Source organism: Pseudomonas rhizoryzae (assembly GCF_005250615.1).
GTDB classification, from domain to species: Bacteria; Pseudomonadota; Gammaproteobacteria; order Pseudomonadales; family Pseudomonadaceae; genus Chryseomonas; species Chryseomonas rhizoryzae.
This window is the reverse complement of record NZ_SULM01000001.1, coordinates 310,011-332,563: the sequence shown is the minus strand read 5'-3', so window position 1 is coordinate 332,563 and position 22,553 is coordinate 310,011. Positions and strand designations below refer to the sequence as shown.

The window sequence follows — 22,553 nt, the reverse complement described above, 5'->3', positions numbered from 1 at the left end:
TTGGCCGGCTATGCCGCCCAAGCGCTATAGAGCCAACCAGGGGGCGTAAAGGTATCCAGAGGGCGGAGGGTAACGCCATCTGGATCTCCCGGCGTTCGTGTTTACCTGGCACTGCCTGCGCGTGGCTTTCTGATAGCGCCCCAACTGACGGGTATCCCTTGCCCCCCTCTTGCCTGGGCGACCTTTTTCCTATACTTGTATATACATGCTTTATCATTCAACAGCTCGCAGGACCCGCCATGACCGATTCCACCCGCCATCGCTCCGTCACCATCCGTGCACCGCGCGGCACCCAGCTCAATACCCGCAGCTGGTTCACCGAAGCGCCCCTGCGCATGCTGATGAACAACCTGGACCCCGAGGTCGCGGAAAACCCCGAGGAACTGGTCGTCTATGGGGGTATTGGCCGGGCGGCGCGCAACTGGGAGTGCTACGACGCCATCGTCGCCAGCCTCAAGACGCTGGGTGACGACGAGACGCTGCTGGTGCAGTCGGGCAAGCCGGTCGGGGTGTTCAAGACCCACAGCAACGCCCCGCGCGTGCTGATCGCCAACTCCAACCTGGTCCCGCACTGGGCGAGCTGGGAGCATTTCAACGAACTCGACGCCAAGGGCTTGGCCATGTACGGCCAGATGACCGCGGGCAGCTGGATCTACATCGGCAGCCAGGGCATCGTCCAAGGCACCTACGAGACCTTCGTCGAGGCCGGGCGCCAGCACTATGAGGGCAATCTCAAAGGGCGTTGGGTACTGACCGCCGGCCTGGGCGGCATGGGCGGCGCCCAACCGCTGGCCGCGACCCTGGCCGGTGCCTGCTCGCTGAACATCGAATGCCAGCAGAGCCGCATCGATTTCCGCCTCAAGACCCGCTACGTCGACGAGCAGGCCAAGGATCTGGACGATGCCCTGGCCCGCCTCGACCGCTACACCAGTGAAGGTGGCGCCATCTCCATCGCCCTGCAGGGCAACGCCGCGGAGATCCTGCCCGAGCTGGTACGACGCGGCGTCCGCCCGGACCTGGTCACCGACCAGACCAGCGCCCACGACCCGCTCAATGGCTATCTGCCGGCCGGCTGGACCTGGGAGCAATATCGCACGCGCGCCCTCAGCGAACCGGCGGCGGTGGTCAAGGCGGCCAAGGCTTCCATGGCCCAGCACGTGCGCGCCATGCTCGACTTCCAGCGCCAGGGCGTGCCCACCTTCGACTACGGCAACAACATCCGCCAGATGGCCAAGGAAGAAGGCGTGAGCGATGCCTTCGCCTTCCCCGGTTTCGTCCCGGCCTATATCCGCCCGTTGTTCTGCCGGGGCATCGGGCCGTTCCGCTGGGCGGCGCTGTCCGGTGACGCCGAGGACATCTATCGCACCGATGCCAAGGTCAAGGAACTCATCCCCGATGACGCCCACCTGCACAACTGGCTGGACATGGCACGCGAGCGCATCGCCTTCCAGGGTCTGCCGGCGCGTATCTGCTGGGTCGGCCTGGGCCAGCGCGCCAAGCTTGGCCTGGCCTTCAACGAGATGGTCCGTACGGGCGAACTCAAGGCGCCCATCGTCATCGGCCGTGACCACCTGGACTCCGGCTCGGTGGCCAGCCCCAACCGCGAGACCGAAGCCATGCGCGATGGCTCCGACGCCGTCTCCGACTGGCCGCTGCTCAACGCCCTGCTGAACACCGCCAGCGGCGCCACCTGGGTCTCCCTGCATCATGGCGGTGGCGTGGGCATGGGCTTCTCGCAGCACTCGGGCATGGTCATCGTCTGCGATGGCTCCGATGAAGCGGCCGAACGCATCGCCCGGGTGCTGACCAACGACCCGGCCACTGGGGTGATGCGCCATGCCGACGCAGGCTACGAGATCGCCATCGAGTGCGCGCAGGAGCAAGGCTTGAACCTGCCGATGATCGCCAAGCCTCAGGCGTAATAGGTGGCGCGGTGGTGGCCCTGCTGCCGCCACTGGCGCCTTTCCGGGTCCCGGCCTCCCCGGCTGCCTGCGATGGGCACTGGCGGAAGCCCGTCATCGCGCAGGTCCTGCATGTCCGAGTCCGCTTCCGCGTCGTCGCTGATCGAACGGCGCTCCATCGACTACATCCCCACCCACGAACGCCATGGCCGGCTGTACAGCCAGGTCACTCTCTGGCTGGGGGCCAATCTGCAGATCACCGCCATCGTCACCGGCGCCCTCGCCGTGGTGCTGGGCGGCGATGTCTTCTGGTCGCTCTGGGGACTGTTGCTCGGCCAGGTGCTCGGCGGCGCGGTGATGGCTCTGCACGCCGCCCAGGGCCCGCGCCTGGGGCTGCCGCAGATGATCTCCAGCCGCGTGCAATTCGGCGTCCAGGGCGCGGCCGTGCCCCTGGTGCTGGTCTGCCTGATGTACCTGGGCTTCACCGCCACCGGCACGGTGCTCTCGGGGCAGGCGCTCGGCCAGCTGTTCGGGGTCAGCGACAGCCTGGGCATCCTGATCTTCGCCGCGGTCATCGTGCTGGTGACGGTGCTGGGCTATCGCGCCATCCACCTGCTGGGACGGCTGGCCAGCGTCCTGGGGGTGATCGCCTTCTGCTACCTGTTCAGCCGGGTACTCAGCGTCGGCGACGTCTCGGCGCTGTTGCAGAATCGGCAGTTCAGCTGGAGCGGCTTCCTGCTCGCCGTGTCCCTGGCCGCCTCCTGGCAGATCGCCTATGGCCCCTATGTGGCCGACTACTCACGCTACCTGCCCGCCCGGACCTCGCCACTGAAGACCTTTCTCGCGGTAGGCGCCGGTTCGGTGCTGGGGGCCCAGACCGCCATGGTGCTCGGAGTCTTCGCCGCGGCCATGGCCAACGGCCGGTTCATGGGCCATGAGGTCGCCTTCATCGTCGGCCTGGGTGGCAGCGGCGCCACGGCCGCCTTGCTCTACTTCAGCATCGCCTTCGGCAAGGTGACCATCTCCACCCTGAATTCCTATGGCAGCTTCATGTGCATCGCCACCCTGATCAGCGGCTTTCGCGGCGAAGTCGAGATCAGCCCGCGGCAGCGACTGCTGTTCGTGCTGGCCATCGTCGGAGCGGCGACCCTGATCGCCCTGCTCGGCCAAGGCGCCTTCCTGCTGGCGTTCAAGTCCTTCATCCTCTTCCTGCTGACCTTCTTCACGCCGTGGAGCGCGATCAACCTGGTCGACTACTACCTCATCACCCGCGAACGCTACGACCTGGCGGCGCTGGCCGACCCGGATGGCCGCTACGGGCGCTGGAACGGTACCGGCCTGACCGTCTACGTCATCGGCGTGCTGATCCAGCTGCCCTTCCTGTCGACCAAGCTCTACACCGGCCCGCTGGTCGCCCACCTGGGCGGGGTCGACATCTCCTGGGGCATCGGCCTGCTGGTGCCGGCCCTGCTCTACTGGCTGCTGGCCCGCCGCCGCGCGACCGCACCGGCCTATCCCCTGCGCGAGGACACCCCATGAAGCTCTGGTACAACTGCCATGCCGCCACCCTGGTCGACGGCGTCTATGGCGCCCTGGAAGGCGCGGCCCTGCTGGTCGATGGCGAGCGTTTGCACTGGGTGGGTCCGCTGGCCGAGCTGCCCTCGATCGCGATCAGCGAACGGCATGACCTGGGGGGCGCCTGGGTCACGCCGGGCCTGATCGATTGCCACACCCATCTGGTCTTCGGCGGCGATCGCAGTGGCGAATTCGAGCAGCGCCTGCAGGGTGTCAGCTATGCCGAGATCGCCGCCGCTGGCGGCGGCATCGCCAGCAGCGTGCGCGCCACCCGCGCCGCCAGCGAGGACGAATTGCTGGCCAGCGCCCTGCGCCGCGCCCGCCCGCTGCTGGCCGAAGGCGTCACCGTGCTGGAAGTGAAATCCGGCTATGGCCTGGACCTGGCCAGCGAACGCAAGATGCTGCGGGTGGCACGCCGACTGGGCGAGGAATTGCCGGTCACCGTCCGCACCACCTGCCTGGCCGCCCACGCCCTGCCCCCGGAATTCGCTGGTCGGGCCGATGACTACATCACTGCCATCTGCGACGACTGGCTCCCGCAACTGGCTGCCGAGGGCCTGGTGGATGCGGTGGACGCCTTCTGCGAGCACCTGGCCTTTTCCCCAGCCCAGGTCGAGCGGGTCTTCCAGACCGCCACCCGGCTCGGCCTGCCGGTCAAGTTGCACGCCGAACAGCTGTCGGTGCAGCACGGTGCGGCGCTCGCGGCCCGCTATGGCGCACTGTCGGCCGATCACCTCGAGTACCTCGTCGAGGACGACGTGGTGGCCATGGCCGCGGCCGGCACCGTGGCGGTGCTGCTACCCGGCGCCTTCCTCACCTTGCGCGAGACGCAATTGCCCCCGGTGGAAGCGTTGCGCGCCCAGGGCGTGCCCATCGCCCTGGCCAGCGACGCCAATCCGGGCACCTCGCCGGTGCTGTCCTTGCGGCTGATGCTCAACCTGGGCTGCACCCTGTTCGGCCTCACCCCGGAAGAAGCCCTGGCCGGCGTCACCCTCAATGCCGCCCGGGCGCTTGGCCTCGCGGACCGCTACGGCAGCCTGGAAGCGGGCAAGTACGCCGATTTCATCGTCTGGGACATCGCCCGCCCCGCCGAGCTGGCCTATTGGCTCGGCGGCCAACTCGACACCCGCATCATCCGCCACGGCAAGGAGCTCGCCCGTGTCTGACACCTTCAAGTTCACTCGCGGCCAGGTGCCGCTGCTGATCAGCATGCCGCATCCCGGCACCCGCCTCACCCGCGCCGTCGAGCAGGGCCTGGTGCCCGCCGGCCAGGCCCTCGCCGACACCGACTGGCACATCCCCCGGCTCTATGCCATGGCCGAGGAACTGGGCGCCAGCCGGCTGGAGGCGCTCTATTCGCGCTATGTCATCGATCTGAACCGACCCGACGATGACGTGCCCCTCTACAGCAGCGCTACCACCGGGCTCTTTCCCGAGGTGCTCTTCGATGGCAGCCCGCTGTTCCGCGACGGCCAGGCGCCGGATGCCCAGGCGCGCCAGCAGGCGCTGGAAGAGATCTGGCGGCCCTATCACCACACCTTGGTGGCGGAGCTGCAGCGCCTGCGCGATACCTTCGGCTATGCGCTGCTGTGGGATGCCCATTCCATCTGCTCGCGCATACCACGGTTGTTCGACGGCCAGTTGCCGGATCTCAACTTCGGTACCTTCGACGGGGCCAGCTGCGATCCGGAACTGACCAGCCGGCTGCAGGCGGTCGCCAGTGGCCAGCAACGCCTGACCCACGTCTTCAACGGCCGCTTCAAGGGCGGCTTCATCACCCGCCACTATGGCGCCCCGGACCAGCACATCCATGCTGTGCAACTGGAACTGGCGCAATGCACCTACATGGACGAGGCGCCGCCCTTCGGCTATCGCGAAGATCTCGCTACCCCTACCCAGGACGTCCTGCGCCAGTTGCTCGAGGCGGCGCTGGCTTGGGGACGCGAGCGCTACGGCCGCTGAGCCCAAGGTCCCCGACTCGGTCGGGGACCACCTCTCCCGTCAAGCGAGCAGGGTGCGCAGTACCTGGGCGAATTCACGGGCACTGGCCGCCTCGTCCGGGTGCCGCCCCGCCTGTACGACCCAACGCCCTCCGACCATCACGTCCCTTACCTGGCGATCGCCGCCAGCGAACAACCAACGGTTGAGCACGGCCTCCGCCGGTGCGCTGGACAGATAGGGATCGGCGCCATCCAAGACCACCCAGTCGGCACGCCGGCCGACCGCCAGCGCGCCAATCTCCTGGCCCAGGGCCGCGGCGCCACCCTGCAGGGCCTGCTCGAACAGCTGGTGGCCGACATTGGGCTGGCGCGCGCCGACCAGGCGATTGCGCTGCTGGTCGCGCAGGCGCTGGCCGTACTCCAGCCACCGCAGCTCCTCGACCGGGCTGACACTCACATGGCTGTCCGAGCCGATGCCGAAGCGCCCACCGGCGGCGAGGAAAGCCGTCGCCGGAAAGATCCCGTCCCCCAGGTTGGCCTCGGTGGTCGGGCAGAGACCAGCGATGGCCCCACTCTGCGCCATCAGGGCGACTTCGTTGGGCAGCGCATGGGTTGCATGGACCAGGCACCAGCGCTCGTCCACCGCCACCTGGTCGTACAGCCACTCGAGGGGCCGGCGACCACTCCAGGCCAGGCAGTCGTCCACTTCCTTCTGCTGCTCGGCGATATGGATGTGCACCGGCCAGTGGACATCCGTCGCCGCCAATACCGTGGCGAGTTGCTCGCCGCTGACCGCTCGTAACGAGTGAAAGCACAGGCCCAGCCGCTGCCGGTCATCCAGCACCGCCGCCAGGCGGGGCAAGAGTTCCAGATAGCTGTCGGTGGTATGCAGGAAGCGTCGCTGACCCGCGGTCGGCGCCTGGGCGCCGAAGCCGCTGTAGCTGTAGAGCACCGGCAACAGCGTCAACCCTATGCCCGCGCTGCGCGCCGCCTGGGCGATACGCCCACCCAGTTCGGCAGGGTCGTCGTAGGGAACACCCTCTGGGTCATGATGCACATAGTGGAATTCGGCCACGGCGGTGTAGCCGGCCTTGAGCATCTCGATATACAGCTGGCGGGCCACGACCTGCACCTGCTCCGGCTCGAGCCGGCCCACCAGGCGATACATCAGGTCGCGCCAGGTCCAGAAACTGTCCTGGGTGGCGCCCGCCACTTCCGCCAGGCCGGCCATGGCCCGTTGGAAGGCGTGGGAATGCAGATTGGGCATGCCCGGCAGCAGCGGGCCCTGCAAGCGCTCGGCGCCCTCCGCCGAGCCGTGGGCCTGAACGCTTTGCAGATAGCCCCGGGCGTCTACCTCCAGGCGCACGTCCGTCGCCCAGCCTTCCGGCAGGAGCGCCCTTTCCGCAAAAAAAGCCGGCATAATCGACCTCATCATAGCTCTGTCTAACATGTATATACATATACAGACATAAACCACAACGGTAAACTGCTAGCTGTCTTTCCAAGGGGCCTTTCATGCCTTCACCGTCGAACTCCGCCTCTGCGCCCAAGGCCGCTCCCGCGCCCTTCTACGAGCAGGTCAAGCAACTCATCCTGAGGCAGATCCACTCGGGCGCCTGGCCACCCCACCAGAAGATCCCCTCCGAAGCGGAATTGGTCGCCCAGCTGGGCTTCAGCCGCATGACCGTGCACCGCGCCCTGCGTGAGCTCACCAGCGATGGCCTGCTGGTGCGGATGCAGGGCGTCGGCACCTTCGTCGCCGAGCCCAAGGGTCAGGCGGCGCTCTTCGAAGTGCACAACATCGCCGACGAGATCGCCTCCCGTGGCCACCGGCACCACCTCGAAGTCATCCGGATGCAGAGTGAAACGGCCAACGGCGAACGCTCCATGGCGCTGGGCGTGCGCGAGGGCCAGCCGGTCTTCCACTCGCTGATCGTGCACTACGAAAATGACGTGCCGGTGCAGATAGAGGATCGCTACGTCAATCCGGCGGTGGCGCCCGAGTATCTTGAGCAGGACTTCAGCAGCGAAACGCCCTACGTCTACCTGAATCGCCTGGCGCCCCTGACCGAGGGCGAGCACGTGGTCGAAGCCGTGCTCGCCTCCGCCGAAGAGCAGCAGCTGCTGCGCATTCCTGCCACTGAGCCGTGCCTGATGATTCGGCGGCGCACCTGGTCGGGACGCCGCGCCGTGACCAGCGCCAGGCTGCTGTATCCCGGCAGTCGCTATCGGCTGGAGGGGCATTTCGGCTCATGAGCAGGCTCACTCGCCTCCCCGCCGCCGAGCACCAGCGCATGCCCTGGCGCAACGGCCTCGGCAGCACCCTCGAAATCGCCCGCGATACACCCGCCACGGCTGCCGACTTCGGCTGGCGCCTATCCCTGGCCGACGTGACGCAATCCGGCGCCTTTTCCCCTTTTGCCGGCATGACGCGGATCATCAGCGTGATCGAGGGTGCGGGGATGCGGCTGCAGGTCGACGGTGAAGTGAGTCCACCCCTGGGCCGCTGGCAGGCATTCGTCTTCTCCGGTGACGCCCAGGTCGAGTGCGAGCTGCTCGATGGCCCCATTCGCGACTTCAACCTGATCTATCGCGCCGATCGCTATGCCGCCGAACTCGACTGGGTATCGATTGACGGCACCTGGGAGCTGAATGATTCGCCAGCGCTGCTGCTGTTTTGCGCCGAGGGATCGCTGGAGGTCCGCCATGAAGGTGCCATCCTCGGGCTCGCACAGCTGGATGCCCTACACGTCCAGTCTGGGCCGGCGCCTACCGAGTTGACTATACAAGGCAAGGCCCAGCTTGGCGTGATCCGCCTGCGCGCTCTGGCACTGTAGCCTTGAAGCCACGCATTACCCAGTGATTACAGCCGCGGGGTACCAGAGGATCGGACCCCGGTACCCCGCGATGGCTCGATGGGCTGGCTCACCCATATGGATGTCCTTTCGCTCAAGCCCCCGGCAACGTCTGCCAGCCACTGGCCGTGCGCAGTTCCAGGCAGGCCGGCTGACCATCGAGACGCAGCAGATGCAGCCAACCGTGCTGCACCAGATCGCGCACCACCGCATGGGCGGCGATCACCTGATCGATCAGGGCGCGGGGCGCCTCGATCACCACGTGCAGGCGCAGCGGCCGGTGCATCCACTGCTTGCCGTCGTGCAGCGACTGCCGCGCCAGGCCGATGCGCAGGTCGCCGCCATTACCCTCGAACACGCCGATGTTGCCACCCACCACGTTGTGCAGCAGCTTGTTGCCGCTGCCGAATCTCAGGTTGTCGGTGGTCGAGGTGAAGTACTGCAGGTTGATCCAGTGCGCCACCACCATGGGCGCGGTCATGATCGCCTCCAGCACCTTGCCGGCTTCGTCCTGCCGCCAGTCATAGTCGTGCAGGAAGGCCCGCCCCTGCAGGTCTACCCCGCGGGTGCGGGCGCGGGGCGCGGCGATGAAGGCGGCATTGCCGGCCAGGCCCCACTCGGGCCGGGTTTGCGCCCAGTCGCGGGCACGCTGCCGCAGCCGTCCGAGCAGCTTATCCGGTTGCTCGCGCAGCGCCGCCAGCCCCAACTGCAGGGCTCTTTGGCGGCGGACCTCGGCAGTGGCCTTGTCCAGCGCCGTCCGCAGGCGTTGCCAATGGGGCTGCAAGGCCTCGGGCAGCGCCTCATAGCCGAAGACCTGCACCTCGTCGGTGGTGGTGTTGTGCAATCCTGCGAGGACCTGGCAATGCGGTGGCAGTTCGAGTCCGCGCTCACCCAGACCGGCGCGCACCGCGCTGTCGTTGAGCAGGCCGGCCAGCAGCCGTGCATTGATCTCGCCGCTCTGGCCGCAGCAGGCGCCACAGTCGAGACCGGCCGCCTGCGGATTGTTGGCGCTCTGGCTACCGTGGCCGAGCAGCACCAGCAGCGCCGGCACCGGCCCACTGAGCCCCATGGCCGTGAGAATACGTTCGGCCAGGTCGACCTTTTGCGCCAGCGCCATGGCCGGCAGCTGCGGTTGCAGGCGTTGCCATTCGCTACGGCGCCAGGCGCTCTGGTCGGGCTGGACCGCCCCGCCGGTCAGGCCGTAGGTCCGCCCCAGCAGCGCCCCGGCATAGCCGAGGCCGATACTCTCGACCAGGGTGAAGGTCGAGGCCGGCAGCCGCTCGAACAGGCGCCAGCGGCCCTGGCGCGCCAGGCGCTCCTGGCGTACCGCGGCCAACTGCCGATCTCCGGTGGCATCGCCACTGCCCTCGCTGACCTGCAATTGCGGGGCGAGCAGGCCCGGCAATTGCGGGCGCGTGGCGCTGGTGCCCAGGGGCGTATAGGCGATGGGCAAGCCGAAGAAGCCGGCGAAGCCGCCAGTCTCCAGCTCCGGGCAGGCTTGCTCGAGGGCGCGTCTCAACGGCTCCGAGCGTACGTCGATGCAGAAGAACAACTTGGCCAGCGGCGCCTTGGGCAAGGCCGCGGGTACGCTCTGGCACAGCGCCTGCTGCAACTGTTCCTGCCAGGCCAACTCATCGGCCCGCTGCCAGAGTTGCAGGGCCTGCCAGGTGGCCGAAGGCGCCTGCTGCAAGCGCGCCCGCCAGGCCGAGCGCCAGAGGTGCCAACGACTGTCGGTATCGCGCCGCCGATCATCCACCAGCCACTCCCAAGCCGCGCGGATGGCCAGCAGTTCGAGCATCGTTTGATCGTCTTCACCCTGCAGCCTGGCTTGCCAACGCCGGTAGGCGCACCAGGACGCCCAACCCAGGTTACGCAGCAGCAGACAATCGAACCAGGCGCCCCACTCGTCCGCCGACAACTCCAGATGTTGCACCGCCGCCTCCAGGGCCGCCAGCGGCTGCGCGGGCAACTCGGCGATGCGCTGGTGCAGGTCGCGGCAGGCGCTGAGGACACTCAAACCCTTGTCTGCCAACAGGCTGTCGCGCCAGGCCTGGTAGAGCCCGGCACCGTCGGCGGGACGCCAGTCCGCCTGCTCACGATCGAACCAGGCGGCGCAGCTCTGGCCGATCTGGTGGGTGATCAGCGCCGGCCAGCCCGGTAGCGGGATACCCGGCTCGGCCAGGTCCTCCAGCAGCGGCAGCCCCTGGTTGGCGTCCTCAGGCACGCTGAGGGCGTGCAGCAGTTGGGCCGGCGTCCAGGCCCCGCCCTGCTCGGCCAGCGCCTGCTGCAGATGGCGCTCGGCGATGGCGCCGTCCTGCCAGGCCTGGCGGTAGTCGGCGACGCCCAGGGTCAGGCGGCTGCCGGCACGCTGCCAGAGTTGCGCGGCGACGGTCCGCCAGGGTTGCTCGCGCCGCTCCCACAGGGGGTTGACGGCGATCATGCGATCCAGTGGCCAGGTCGGCGCGATACGGGCGCAGGCCTGCCGCGCAGCCTCGTGCAGAGAGGCCTGGGCAAGGTCGGGAATGGGGGCGTAGGCAGTCATGAGCGGTCTCCAAGGGTCGCGAAAAAGGGCTGGGGCGCAGGCGCTGGCCACAGGCGGAAGGTCAGGCGGGTGAAGTGCTCATCCAGGTAGAAGCCGGCGAAGGCCAGGGGGTAGAGACGTTGTGCCAGGGCGCCACGGGGGTGCGCCAGGAGCATGGCCTGCAGCAGATAGAGGCCGAGCAGCAGCAGCACGGCGAGGCCGGTCAGCGGCAGCGGCGCCGCGGGCAGGCGCTGGTCGAGAATCCAGCCGGCTGCCTGGTGCCACAGCAGGTAGGCGCCCAGCAGCAGGCCGAACATCAGCAGGCCATGGGCCAGTTGGCCGCGACTCAGGCACCAGGGGGCCAGGCCGATGGCCAGGATCGTCAGGGCCACCCAGGGCAGTTCGTGGCCCGGCAGCGCCCAGGCCCACAGCCCTTTCAGCAGGAGCAGCGCCAGGGCCGCCACCGCCAGGGCGCGCAGCAGACCGCCCAGCTCGGGCACCGGCGTCAGCGGCTGCAGGGCATGTAGCCGGCTATGGGCCACCGTCTCGCCGGCCGCCAGGAAGGCATGGGCCTTGTACAGCGAGTGGGCCAGCAGGTGCACCAGAGCCAGCTCGTACAGCCCCAGGCCACATTCGAGCAGCATCAGGCCCATTTGCGCACAGGTCGACCAGGCCAGGCGCACCTTGATGCTGATCCGGGTCATCATCACCAGCGCCGCCAGGACCGCCGTCAGGCCGCCGACCAGCACCAGCAGGCTCTGCGCCGGCACGGCGGCGGAAAACAGCGGGGCGAAGCGCAGCAGCAGGAAACCGCCCAGGTTGACCAGTCCCGCGTGCAGCAGCGCCGAGACCGGCGTCGGCGCCTCCATCACCTGAATCAGCCAGCCATGTACCGGCAACTGTGCCGACTTGAGGATCACCGCCAGGGCCAGCAGCAACGCAGCCAACTGCAGGTCCCACCCCAGATGGCCGTTGGCTTGCAGCTGCCCGTTCACGGCCGCGAGGATCGCCGTGATCTGGCTGTCACCGCTCGCCCGCACCAGCAGCACGGTCGCCAGCAGCAGGCTGACATCGGCCAGGCGGCTGGCGAGAAATTTCTTGTGGGCGGCCACGACGGCCTGGGGCCGGTCGCGATAGAAGGTGAGCAACTGGTGCAGGCACAGGCTGGACAGGATCCAGGCACCCACCAGCAGGTACAGGTCAGCGGTGGTCACCACCGTCGCCACCGCCGCCAGGGTGGCCAGCAGGGCGAACGCGTAACGCCGTTGTCCCGCTTCGCCTTCCAGGTAGCGCTGGGAATATTCGATGATCACCAGGGCCAGCAGACCGATCAGACCGGCCATGGCCAGGCCGAGGCGATCGTGGTGCTGATCGTCGAGGGCGGCTTGGCCCCAGGCGAGCAGCACCAGGAGCAGGCCGAGATAGCCGGCCAGCCGGGCCGGCCACCAGAAGCGACGGGGTGAGACGAGCAAGGCGACCGGTAACAGCGCCAGGGCATAGACCCAGGGCAGCAACGGGGCCAGGGAAACAGGCAGGCTAGACATGTGCGCTCTCCTTGAACACGGGATGGCACTAGTGTCCGAAAGCGCTCGAACTATTTAAAATAGATAGATATGAACCTATCGTTCGCTTTAAAAGAATGAAGCATGCGCCGACTGAATTTCCATCACCTGCACTACTTCTGGGCCGTCGCCAAGGAAGGCAATCTGACCCGCGCCGCCGAGGCGCTGCATGTCTCCCAATCCGCCCTGTCCACCCAGATCCGCGTGCTGGAAGATCAACTCGGCCATGCCCTGTTCATCCGCTCCAGCCGCAGCCTCAAGCTGACCGAAGCCGGGCAACTGGTACTGGATTACGCCGACACCATCTTCGCCCTCGGCAGCGAGTTGCAGACCACCCTGCAGCACACCGGCCAGGCCAGTCAGACGCTGCGCATCGGCGCCGTCGCGACCCTGTCGCGAAACTTCCAGGAGAACCTGCTGCGCCCCTTCCTCGGGCGAAACGACCTGGTGATCACCCTGGAGTCCGGCGGGGTGGACGAACTGCTGGAACGCCTGGCCCTGCACAAGCTGGACGTGGTGCTGACCAACAAGGCGGTCAGCGCCGACAGCCAGCGCACCTGGCAATGCCGTCTGCTGGCGCGCCAGGCGGTGTGCCTAATCGGCCCACCGCGCCAGGACAGCCGCCCCTTCGACCTGCGCCGGGACCTGCAACAGGCCCGGCTGATCGTGCCTGGGCGCAGTAGCGACGTGCGCAGCCAGTTCGAGGTCTATTGCACCGGCCACGGACTGCATCCGTTGATCTGCGCCGAGGTCGACGACATGGCGATGTTGCGCCTGCTGGCGCGAGACTCCGGCGACATGGCCCTGCTGCCGGCGGTGGTGGTGCAGGATGAATTGCGCAGTGGGGCGCTACAGCTGTACGCCGAGGTGCCCGAGATCGCCGAGCAGTTCTATGCGGTGACCCTGCAACGGCAATTCCGGCTGAAGATCCTGGACGAATTGCTGGGTCAGCCGCCGGCGCAGGCTGCGGCCGAGGGCTAGTGTGGCACCCTGCATGCAGCCCCTAGCCCCGCCATTGCGGCGAGGCCAGGGGATTCAGGGGCTTAGAAGCGCCAGCTCAGCTTGGCGTTGAGATCCTGATCCTTGCTGCGACCGCTCAGTTGGCCGTCGTAGCCCAGGCCCAGGGACACCGTCTCGGTCAGCGCCATGTCCAGCGCGCCCTGCACCACCGCCGCTTCGCGGGCGATGGGCGCCCCCACCACGGTGAAGTTCGGGCCACCGGCGAAGGCCGCTTCGTGCTCCGGCGTGGTGTCACCGAAGGCATGGCGCCAGCCCAGGGTGGCACTCGGTACCACCTTCCAGTCACCCAGCGGCTTGCTCGCCAGGCGCAGGCCCAGGGTGCTGAAGGTCACGTCGGTGTTCTGCCGCGGATTGTCCAACGCCAGGACACCGCTGCGCTCGTGGAAGCCATCGGTCTGCAGATGCACATGGGCCAGATTGGCGAAGGGCGAAAGGTTCAGGCTGCCCGCGTCGATCCGGTAGGCCAGTTCACCGAAGGCCTGGGTGGTGCCGGCGTCATAGTCCGGCGCCAGATGCTGGTTGCTGCCGAGGATCGTGAGATCGCGGCGCGCCTCCACCGAGTGCCAGGTATGGGCCAGGCCGAACTTGAGGCTCAGTGCATCCCACTGGTTGCCGGCGTAGAGACCCAGGTGGTAGTCGGTGCTGGTGGCCGAGCCCGATTCGTCGCGCAGGTCGAGATCGGTATGGCCGAAGCCGATCAGGCCACCGGCGCGCCAGCCGCTGTCCAGCGGGAGATCGGCGCCGATCAGCAGGCCATGGCTGTGGCTGTCCAGGCTGCTGGCGTCGTGGCTGCCGTCATTGCGACCCCAGGCGCCGAGGGCCTGGGTCCAGACCAGGCCACGCTCGGGGGTACCGGCCAGGCCCTGGATACCGGCGCTGGACGGCGCATCGTCCTGGGCCTCGTGCAGGCGCTCGGCCATGGCGTTGCGCACCAGGCGGCTGTCTTCCACCAGCACCGTCTTGGTGGAGGCGTGCAGTTCGTTGCCCAGGCTCTGGAAGGTCGAGCGAGCGCCAGCGGCATTGGTCGCGGCCACCTGATTCCACAGCGCATTGCCGGCACCGGCCGCATCCAGGCCAGCCGCGGCGGCGCGGGCGTTGCGGCCATCGGCCAGGTCGGCGAAGGCCACGCCGTTGCGCGGCAGGCTCAGGGTCGCCTGGTTGGCGCCGTAGCTCAGGGTCGGGGTGAGGAAGGCGAAGTCGGACTGGATCTGCCCGAAGCTGCCGCTCAGGCCATTGCCGGCGCTGAGCAACTGATAGCTGCCCAGCGGCTGCCAGTAGGGGCTGGAGACCAGCGCCAGGGTAGCGCCATTCACGGCGATGCTGCCGCTGGCGACCAGGCGGTCGGCGCGGCCGGTGGCATCGGTCTCGACCTGATAGATGGAGCCCTGGTCGAGGGTCACGTTGCCATTGACGTTGAGCTGGCCCACCGAGTTACCCGGCGCGAGGATACCGCCCTGGGCCACGCGCAGACTGGCCAGGCTGCCGTTGCCGCCGAGGGTGGCACCGGAATTGACCGTCACCGCCGAATTGCCGAGGTTACCGTTGATGGCCAGGCGGCCCTGGTTGACAGTGGTGGTACCGGAGAAATCGCTATTACCGGTCAGGCTCAAGGAGCCGACGCCGGTCTTCACCAGGCTGCCGTTACCGTGCAGGTTGTTGGCCAGGCTGTCGTTGACCGACTGATCCAGCACCAGGGTGGCGTTGTCGGTGATGTCGCCGCTGCCGAAGGCCTGGGCATAGCCGCGCAGGGTGCCGCCATTGATCACCGTGCCGCCGGTATAGGTGTTGAAGCCACTGAGGATGAGTTCGCCACTGCCGTTCTTGGTCAGGCTGCCGCTGCCGCCGATGTCGTTGCGCCAGGCGTCGCGAGCGTTGAAGCCACCCAGACTGGCGTCCATGTTGACGCTCACGTTGCCGTTGAAGGACGCATAGCCATCGGCCGCCGCCATCAGATTGAGGCGACCGTAGCCGTTGGATTCGTCGATCACTACGTAGCCGGAGGACAGCTCGGTGCTGGCCAGGATGTCGCGGCGCTGGCTGGCGCTGAGGTAAGGGAAGCGCGTCTCCAACAGCACCTCGGCGTTGACCGGCACCACCGGCGCCAGGTTGGTCGGGCCGATGGGCGCGAAGCCGTAGGTCAGGCGGGCGGTGTAGAGCGCCTTGTCCTGGGCATGCTGCGACTGCCGGTCGGTGGCCGGATCGATCTTGTCCACGCAGTTGTTGATGTCGCCGCCGCACACCTGGGCGAAATAGGCCTGTGCCTGGGCGAAGGCATCGCTGCGCAGCTGGGCGTTGTTGACCAGGTTGTCGATGGCGAAATAGGTGGCGGTGATGCGCCCGCCGATCACATCCAGCGGCGAGTGCATGCCGGCGACGATGCGGTTATTGCCCAATTCCGAGGCGCGGAAGAGTTCCTCGCCCAGCCGCTGGGGCACGGCGTAGCCGTAGCCGATGGCGGCCAGGTAGGCGGCGTTGGTATGGCCGCTGGGAAAGCCGCCGTCGCTCTGCGGCGTCTGGCTGCGCTCAGGGTGCAGCGACAGCGGCACGATATCCTCGCTGGTCTGCCGCCAGGGTCGGGGATACTGGTAAAAGTTCTTCGCCGAACTGGTGGAGGCGTCGTTGCGGATCGCCTTGACCAACTCCGCTACCTTGCCCAACCGAGAATTGACGTCACCGGAGCCGTTGCCCTGGTCTTCGTATTTCACCGTCTGGGTGGAGTCGTCGAATACCGGGATGGTGGTGAAGGCGCCGGAGCCCGCCAGATAGGCATTGGCCAGGGAACCCAGGCCACTGATCAGGCTGTAGCTCTGATCGCGGCGGTCATCGTAATAGGCCGCCACTTCCTGGTCGTGGGTGCGGGTATGGGCCAGATCGATCACATACTGCTCGTTACGCTGCAGGATCGGCGCACCCAGGGCCGTGGGGCTCCCGGTATTCCAGGTGGCTCCCGGCGTCCAGAGCTTGTTGTAGCCCGAGAGCAGATCGACGCCATTGGTGGCATTGCTGCTCGACCGACTGGCAGCCTGCACCGAGAGCGCCAGCAGCGAGGCCGTGAACACAGCCGTCATCACCACGGGTTTGTTACCTGAACGTTTCACCAACTCTTCCCCCTAGCCTCATGGACACAACCTGTTACAGGTTGCTACGAGGCGGCGAGGCTAGAGCGGTTGTATTACGTTACGACGGCAGTCTGATGGCAGTTTTTGTTTCCTGGGCAACAGGTTACGAACGCAACCCGTTCTCCCTTCCCGCGAGCGTCAAGAAACTGCGCAGCACCTTCCTCCGCAGGACACGACCGAAGCGACTTGGCTGAGCGAGGTACACTCCCCCTCACATCGCCGGCCCTGCCCAGGGATTCAGCATCGCGACGCTATAAGCCGCCTCACCCCAGCGGAGTCCAGACAGTGACGACTACCCTCCACATCGCGGCAGCCGTGCTGCTGAACGAGCACCAGCAACTGCTGCTGGTGCGCAAGCGCGGCACCTCGGCCTTCATGCAACCGGGAGGGAAGATCGATCCTGGTGAGCAGCCTCTGGATGCCCTGATCCGAGAGCTGCACGAAGAGCTTGGCCTCGTCATCGATCCGAGCGACGCCACCTTTCTCGGCCAGTATCAGGCTCCGGCGGCTAATGAGCCTGGATTCATGGTTGATTGCGCGTTGTATTGGGTAGCAATGAAAGCTGGAGATGAAGCGATTCCAGCGGCTGAAATTGAGGAGGTGGTGTGGGTTTCGGTGTTGGAGGCTTGTGAGTTGGAGTTGGCGCCGCTGACTCGTAAGGTGGTCTTACCACTATTGAGGCGTGCCATTCTGCCTAGTTTAGGGTTGCGCCCCCCGAGCCTTCGACATAACGAGCTTTTCGAAACGCCAAAACAGAATTTATGATGCCTTTTGCTCTTCCTTTTCGATAACAACGACATTTATTTTGGTGCGACATTAGTAAAATTATCTTAAAACCCCTTTTACTGCACTAGCCTCTATTGGGTGTTGATTACGCAAACAATCAACAGGCAGCAGCCAGTTTTTCCATACACCATGCCTATACCTACCGACAAAACAAACATCAAGACCAAACCATTTTCGCATATAACCTACTTGAGAAGCCAGCACGCCCATTGGACAACTGAAACTCACTTAAGAAGTAGCTCCAACCATTGATCTGACCTAACTTTCTAGAATAAAATTAAGTCAGAAATTCCTGATTTAATTAGAAACGCCCACTATAGCCTCTAAGGCGTAATTTTTTACAAAATCTAAGGAAGCCCAAATGGCAAGGATGATTCCTGATCATGGTCCTTGTGACAGCGAAAGCGAAGGCGAAAGAGATCTTTATACTCTGCTCAGAGCACAATTACCAAACGACTATACCGTTATTCACAGCCTTCCGTGGCTTTGCTCTGCAGTGCGCACGCTTGATCCGAAAGCCAAGCCAACCGGAGAGATAGACTTCTTAATAATCCATCCTAAAAAGGGGCTTCTTGTACTTGAAGTAAAAAGCGGTGAATACAGAATTGAAAAAAATCGCTTTATTCATTTACATAAGAACCACATCATCGACCCTATCGGCCAAACTCGCAACAACACACACGGCATTGCCAGATGGTTAGGGGCCGATCCATCACTCCGACTTCGAATCGGCTACGGATTTGTTTTCCCTGACTCTGATTTTACGGGCAGGTCTCCAGCCCCAGGCATGTACGATTCTTCCACTACTCCTGCACAACCCTTGTATATAGACTACCGAGCGATGCCTGACATTGCACCGCGAGTCATCGAGTTGATGGACTATTGGAAAACAACACTGAGAAATACTGATCTAGGCGAAAATCGAGCGGCTAAGATTGTCGAATTTCTTACGCCAACAATTAATGGAAAACCGGGCTGGAGCAGTCGAATCCTGTTTAACAACAAGGTTTGGCTACAGCTGACCGAAGAACAAAGCAAAGTAGCAAGCAGGATTATAAAAACACATAACTCTCTCGTTACAGGCTGGCCAGGAACTGGCAAAACTCTAATTGTAATTGAAACAGCTAGAAAACTAATAGCACAGCAAAAAAAAGTGCTCGTTGTCTCGTTTAACGCCAAGCTTACTGAGCACATCCGCACCCAACTTTCAGGCCTAAAATTTTGCGACGTAATGACTTGGCATGGCCTATGCGGACAAGCGTCTACAGCACTCAACCGAAGCGAAAATGAAAAGGTCGATGATTGGTACAGGAAACAATGCGAGCGAGACTTAAGAGACGCCATCGATGAAAAGTTGATGAATCATTACGACGCACTACTCGTCGACGAAGCTCAGGCTCTTACCCAATCATGGTGTGCAACCTTATGCAATTGGTTTGACAATAAAACAAAAGCTTTTTTCTGTGACGAAACACAGGTATTCCCATATGAACGCGGAACAATATCAATCAATGAACTTAGCAAACTACTCGAAACAGAACCTTTCCCTCTAACAATTATTCTGCGAATGCCAAGGGCTGTCACCAATTTACTCGAAGAGGTTGTACCTCCAAAACTTCAACACTCCACTCCTAGAGCACTAGAATCTGACAGCGTCATAGAAATAATCACATCAACACCATGCGAAACAGTCTCATCTGTTAGACAAGACCTAATAAATGATGGGGTCTCTCCTGAAGAAATACTGATACTGACGCCCAGCTTTCTGCCACCAAGCTTCATTGAATATCTAGAAAGCGAACGTCCACGCCGCGAAGTTGTTGCTAAATTTCGCGGCTTGGAAGCGCCAATTATTTTAATACTCGGCGCAGACTGGCTTGAGACAGCGGAACTCTTTAGCGCCTATTCCCGAGCCACCTCTAAGTGCATTGCCATCTATGACTCAAATAGCCGGCACTGGGCAGAAGCAGAGGCTTTTAGATCACGCCTAAAAAGCTTTCCTGAAAACCAAGCACTCTTGCAAGAAGAAAAAAACAAGCTACTTATTAGTAATATCATCTCTCTTCAGACAGAAAAAAACTCACTAAAACTTAAAAGCATAAATATTTCCTGGGCGAAATCTTGGAAGGCGTGGTTAATAGAAGCCGATGACGAAAAAGCTTTATCTGGAATGTGGATTGATTATTTAGCACAATACCTGAGCCAACCCATATACTTTTGGCCCGAAGGCTCCACATCAAATCTCTTCCTAGTCAAAACAGAGTCACCAACTTCTACAGAGTCATATCACAGAGAATTACTGTTTTTTAAATTTTGCGAAACTTGTAATGGCTTGACACCGCACATGGGCGTCACTCAAAGCAACTGTAATTTATGCATCACCGCAGCAGACAAAACCTTGCACTTGCACACAAAGAAAATAAAGAGACTACAATTACTCGACAAGATAATTACTGGAGACTTACCCAATAAACGTATCCGCAAGCTACAACCAAGACTTCCACTAAATATCGCCGCTGCTGCAGCCTTATTCCGCGCAGAGCGAAACAAAATACGCTCAAATGCTTTAAACGCACCGCTACCGGTTGGTCGAAGAATCTACCTCATAGCTTTTGCCTTTGTTCAGGCCAGAATCTCCACTTTCGCACCTGGAAAGACAATGCAAGCAAATGCTCTTGCGGATGAAATTTACAGTAGATTCAAAGCATTGAATCAAATATCCCTAATGGAGTGGAGAAAAATTTTTTCCAATGCAATGGGTACATTTTATTCGAAAGGTTACATACAAAAAATCAATAAAGGCCTTTACTGCCCAACGGAAGATGACGGGGTGTCTACGTTAAGGAGGCAGGCTTCCGGAAAAGGCAGCGATTAAATTAACCAAGTCAATTGCAGGTAGACTTTCGATGTCGTTTTTCACTTTGCCCCAAACCTAAAACCGATACAGGAACTATGCTGATAGCTCTGATATCTCACTTATTCTATAAGCAGGCGTAACTCGTACGGGCTTTAGGTGGTGATGCTTTACTGACTTACCATCCCACCGGCAACCACCCAGCCCCCACACGTGCCCTCCTCCCCCACCCCCGCTACAATACCCACCCTGCCGTGCCCCACCTGATCGAGAAGAACCGCCATGTCCCTGCCCAAGCACCATCTGGAATTGCTCAGCCCTGCCCGCGATGTCGGGATCGCGCGGGAGGCCATCCTGCATGGGGCGGATGCCGTCTACATTGGTGGGCCGAGCTTTGGCGCGCGGCACAATGCCTGCAATGAGGTGAGCGAGATCGCCGAGCTGGTGACTTTCGCCCGGCGCTACCATGCGCGGGTGTTCACCACCATCAACACCATTCTGCATGACGACGAGCTGGAGCCGGCGCGCAAGCTGATCCATCAGCTCTACGACGCGGGCGTGGATGCGCTGATCGTGCAGGACATGGGCGTGCTGGAGCTGGATATTCCGCCGATCGAGTTGCACGCCAGTACCCAGACGGATATCCGCACCCTGGGCCGGGCCAAGTTTCTCGACCAGGCCGGCTTTTCCCAACTGGTGCTGGCCCGCGAGCTGAACCTCAAGGAAATCGCGGCCATCGCCGCCGAGACCGAGGCGGCCATCGAATTCTTCATCCATGGCGCCCTGTGCGTGGCCTTCTCCGGCCAGTGCAACATCTCCCATGCCCAGACCGGCCGCAGCGCCAACCGTGGCGACTGTTCCCAGGCCTGCCGCCTGCCCTACACCCTCAAGGACGAAAAAGGCGGAGTGATCGCCTACGAGAAGCACCTGCTGTCGATGAAGGACAACAACCAGAGCGCCAATCTGCGCGTCCTGGTCGAGGCCGGGGTGCGTTCCTTCAAGATCGAGGGGCGCTACAAGGATGTGGGCTACGTGAAGAACATCACCGCCTACTATCGCCAGCTGCTCGACGAGATCCTCGAAGACCGCAGCGACCTGGCGCGCGCCTCCAGCGGCCGCACCGCGCACTTCTTCGTGCCCGATCCGGACAAGACCTTCCACCGCGGCAGCACCGACTACTTCGTTACCGACCGCAAGATCGATATCGGCGCCTTCGATTCGCCGACCTTTACCGGTCTGCCGGTCGGCCAGGTGGAAAAGGTCAACAAGCGCGACCTGATCGCCGTCACCCAGGAGCCGCTGTCCAATGGCGACGGCCTCAATGTGCTGGTCAAGCGCGAGGTGGTGGGCTTCCGTGCCAATGTCGCCGAACTGAAAGGAGAATTCGAAGAGGACGGTGAGAAGCGCTACCGCTATCGCGTCGAGCCCAACGAGATGCCCGAGGGGCTGTTCCGCCTGCGGCCGAACCATCCGCTCTCGCGCAACCTGGACCACAACTGGCAGCAGGCGCTGCTCAAGACCAGCGCCGAGCGCCGTATCGGCGTACGTTGGCAGGCCGAGCTGCGCGAAGAGCGCCTAAGCCTGACCGCCACCAGCGAGGAAGGCGTGAGTGTCGAGGTCGCCCTGGCTGGCCCCTTTGGCGTGGCCAATAAGCCGGAACAGGCACTGGACGGCCTGCGCGATCTGCTGACGCAACTGGGCACCACCGAGTACCACGCCCTGGACGTGGTCCTGGACGCCCCCCAGGCCTTCTTCGTGCCCAATTCGCAACTCAAGGCGCTGCGCCGCGAGGCCATCGAGCAGCTGACCGCCGCCCGCATCGCCGCCCATCCGCGCGGCAGCCGCAAGGCCGAGACCAGTCCGCCGCCGGTCTATCCCGAGGCACACCTGTCGTTCCTCTACAACGTCTACAACCAGAAGGCCCGCGACTTCTATCATCGCCATGGCGTGCAACTGATCGACGCCGCCTACGAGGCCCACGAAGAGCCAGGCGAGGTGCCGGTGATGATCACCAAGCACTGCCTGCGCTTCTCCTTCAACCTCTGCCCCAAGCAGGCCAAGGGCGTCACCGGGGTGCGCACCAAGGTCGCGCCCATGCAGTTGGTCCATGGCGACGAGGTGCTGACCCTGAAGTTCGACTGCAAACCCTGCGAGATGCACGTGGTCGGCAAGATGAAGGGCCATATCCTCGACCTACCGCTACCGGGCAGCCAGGCCGCGGCCAAGGCGGTCGCCAGCATCAGCCCGGAAGACCTGCTCAAGACCATCCGCAACAAACCGACCGGGTATAGCCACTGAGCCCTGAAAGGTTCTGCGAATCCGGCCTTGGTTGATGTCGCTGGCCTGCTCGTAGCGGTGTAGTTGCGCACCTCTGGCTAGGCGGCGGCTCGCGAAATCGCAAAATCGCGAGCCGCCAGCTC

General features: G+C 63.6%; 14 protein-coding genes. 10 read left to right on the top strand and 4 right to left on the bottom strand.

The window, feature by feature from the left end; all coding sequences use genetic code 11:
* Positions 1-239: 239 nt before the first annotated feature.
* The 4 genes from hutU (at position 240) to hutG (ending at position 5,438) form a co-directional block, all read left to right on the top strand.
* Positions 240-1,922 (top strand): urocanate hydratase, encoded by a 1,683-nt coding sequence (gene hutU / locus FAZ11_RS01455; RefSeq protein WP_137279345.1) that lies wholly within the window; start codon positions 240-242, stop codon positions 1,920-1,922.
* Positions 1,923-2,033: 111 nt separating this feature from the next.
* Positions 2,034-3,440, top strand: a complete 1,407-nt coding sequence (locus tag FAZ11_RS01450; RefSeq protein WP_058774498.1) for a purine-cytosine permease family protein — start codon at positions 2,034-2,036, stop codon at positions 3,438-3,440.
* Positions 3,437-4,642: an imidazolonepropionase gene (hutI, locus tag FAZ11_RS01445; RefSeq protein ID WP_058774497.1), complete on the top strand. Its 1,206-nt coding sequence runs from the start codon at positions 3,437-3,439 to the stop codon at positions 4,640-4,642. The genes FAZ11_RS01450 and hutI overlap by 4 nt, the downstream gene beginning before the upstream one ends.
* A complete protein-coding gene (hutG, locus tag FAZ11_RS01440; RefSeq protein WP_081320096.1) occupies positions 4,635-5,438 on the top strand; it encodes an N-formylglutamate deformylase in 804 nt (267 codons plus the stop codon). The genes hutI and hutG overlap by 8 nt, the downstream gene beginning before the upstream one ends.
* 39 nt (positions 5,439-5,477) lie before the next feature.
* Here the strand turns inward: hutG and FAZ11_RS01435 are convergent, their stop codons facing one another.
* Positions 5,478-6,836, bottom strand: a complete 1,359-nt coding sequence (locus tag FAZ11_RS01435; protein ID WP_058774496.1) for a formimidoylglutamate deiminase — start codon at positions 6,834-6,836, stop codon at positions 5,478-5,480.
* Between the two features lie 95 nt (positions 6,837-6,931).
* On the opposite strand from FAZ11_RS01435, the gene hutC reads away from it, so the two are divergent.
* A complete protein-coding gene (hutC, locus tag FAZ11_RS01430; RefSeq protein WP_058774495.1) occupies positions 6,932-7,672 on the top strand; it encodes a histidine utilization repressor in 741 nt (246 codons plus the stop codon).
* Positions 7,669-8,253, top strand: coding sequence for a HutD/Ves family protein (locus FAZ11_RS01425; RefSeq protein ID WP_058774494.1), 585 nt, complete (start codon positions 7,669-7,671; stop codon positions 8,251-8,253). The genes hutC and FAZ11_RS01425 overlap by 4 nt, the downstream gene beginning before the upstream one ends.
* A gap of 112 nt (positions 8,254-8,365) precedes the next feature.
* On the opposite strand, the gene FAZ11_RS01420 is transcribed toward FAZ11_RS01425, so the two are convergent.
* Entirely contained in the window at positions 8,366-10,813 is a 2,448-nt protein-coding gene (locus tag FAZ11_RS01420) for a YbcC family protein (protein WP_058774493.1), read from the bottom strand.
* A complete protein-coding gene (locus FAZ11_RS01415; protein WP_193557162.1) occupies positions 10,810-12,336 on the bottom strand; it encodes an NADH-quinone oxidoreductase subunit L in 1,527 nt (508 codons plus the stop codon). Before FAZ11_RS01415 ends, FAZ11_RS01420 begins: the two co-directional genes overlap by 4 nt.
* Positions 12,337-12,438: 102 nt before the next feature.
* Here FAZ11_RS01415 and FAZ11_RS01410 point away from each other — a divergent pair, with 102 nt between their 5' ends.
* Positions 12,439-13,335, top strand: a complete 897-nt coding sequence (locus FAZ11_RS01410) for a LysR family transcriptional regulator (protein WP_058774492.1) — start codon at positions 12,439-12,441, stop codon at positions 13,333-13,335.
* Positions 13,336-13,397: 62 nt separating this feature from the next.
* Here FAZ11_RS01410 and FAZ11_RS01405 read toward each other — a convergent pair whose 3' ends face one another.
* On the bottom strand, positions 13,398-16,442 hold the full coding sequence (locus FAZ11_RS01405; RefSeq protein ID WP_058774491.1) for an autotransporter domain-containing protein: 3,045 nt from the start codon (positions 16,440-16,442) through the stop codon (positions 13,398-13,400).
* A gap of 336 nt (positions 16,443-16,778) precedes the next feature.
* Between FAZ11_RS01405 and FAZ11_RS01400 the strand changes: the two genes are divergently transcribed.
* From FAZ11_RS01400 to FAZ11_RS01390, 3 genes are all read left to right on the top strand, one after another.
* The gene (locus FAZ11_RS01400; RefSeq protein ID WP_081320095.1) at positions 16,779-17,258 is read left to right on the top strand and encodes an NUDIX hydrolase; all 480 of its coding nucleotides are present in this window, start codon (positions 16,779-16,781) and stop codon (positions 17,256-17,258) included.
* Between the two features lie 382 nt (positions 17,259-17,640).
* Positions 17,641-20,154, top strand: coding sequence for a nuclease-related domain-containing DEAD/DEAH box helicase (locus tag FAZ11_RS01395; RefSeq protein ID WP_137279344.1), 2,514 nt, complete (start codon positions 17,641-17,643; stop codon positions 20,152-20,154).
* A 261-nt stretch (positions 20,155-20,415) separates the two neighbouring features.
* Positions 20,416-22,431 (top strand): peptidase U32 family protein, encoded by a 2,016-nt coding sequence (locus FAZ11_RS01390; RefSeq protein ID WP_058767658.1) that lies wholly within the window; start codon positions 20,416-20,418, stop codon positions 22,429-22,431.
* Positions 22,432-22,553: the final 122 nt, after the last annotated feature.

What these genes read in the sequence shown, in the direction of transcription:
- hutU (WP_137279345.1), top strand. Translation starts at nt 240, where the DNA reads ATGACCGATTCCACCCGCCATCGCTCCGTCACCATCCGTGCACCGCGC.
- FAZ11_RS01450 (WP_058774498.1), top strand. Translation starts at nt 2,034, where the DNA reads ATGTCCGAGTCCGCTTCCGCGTCGTCGCTGATCGAACGGCGCTCCATC.
- hutI (WP_058774497.1), top strand. Translation starts at nt 3,437, where the DNA reads ATGAAGCTCTGGTACAACTGCCATGCCGCCACCCTGGTCGACGGCGTC.
- FAZ11_RS01435 (WP_058774496.1), bottom strand. Translation starts at nt 6,836, where the DNA reads ATGCCGGCTTTTTTTGCGGAAAGGGCGCTCCTGCCGGAAGGCTGGGCG.
- hutC (WP_058774495.1), top strand. Translation starts at nt 6,932, where the DNA reads ATGCCTTCACCGTCGAACTCCGCCTCTGCGCCCAAGGCCGCTCCCGCG.
- FAZ11_RS01425 (WP_058774494.1), top strand. Translation starts at nt 7,669, where the DNA reads ATGAGCAGGCTCACTCGCCTCCCCGCCGCCGAGCACCAGCGCATGCCC.
- FAZ11_RS01420 (WP_058774493.1), bottom strand. Translation starts at nt 10,813, where the DNA reads ATGACTGCCTACGCCCCCATTCCCGACCTTGCCCAGGCCTCTCTGCAC.
- FAZ11_RS01415 (WP_193557162.1), bottom strand. Translation starts at nt 12,336, where the DNA reads ATGTCTAGCCTGCCTGTTTCCCTGGCCCCGTTGCTGCCCTGGGTCTAT.
- FAZ11_RS01410 (WP_058774492.1), top strand. Translation starts at nt 12,439, where the DNA reads ATGCGCCGACTGAATTTCCATCACCTGCACTACTTCTGGGCCGTCGCC.
- FAZ11_RS01405 (WP_058774491.1), bottom strand. Translation starts at nt 16,442, where the DNA reads ATGACGGCTGTGTTCACGGCCTCGCTGCTGGCGCTCTCGGTGCAGGCT.
- FAZ11_RS01395 (WP_137279344.1), top strand. Translation starts at nt 17,641, where the DNA reads ATGGCAAGGATGATTCCTGATCATGGTCCTTGTGACAGCGAAAGCGAA.
- FAZ11_RS01390 (WP_058767658.1), top strand. Translation starts at nt 20,416, where the DNA reads ATGTCCCTGCCCAAGCACCATCTGGAATTGCTCAGCCCTGCCCGCGAT.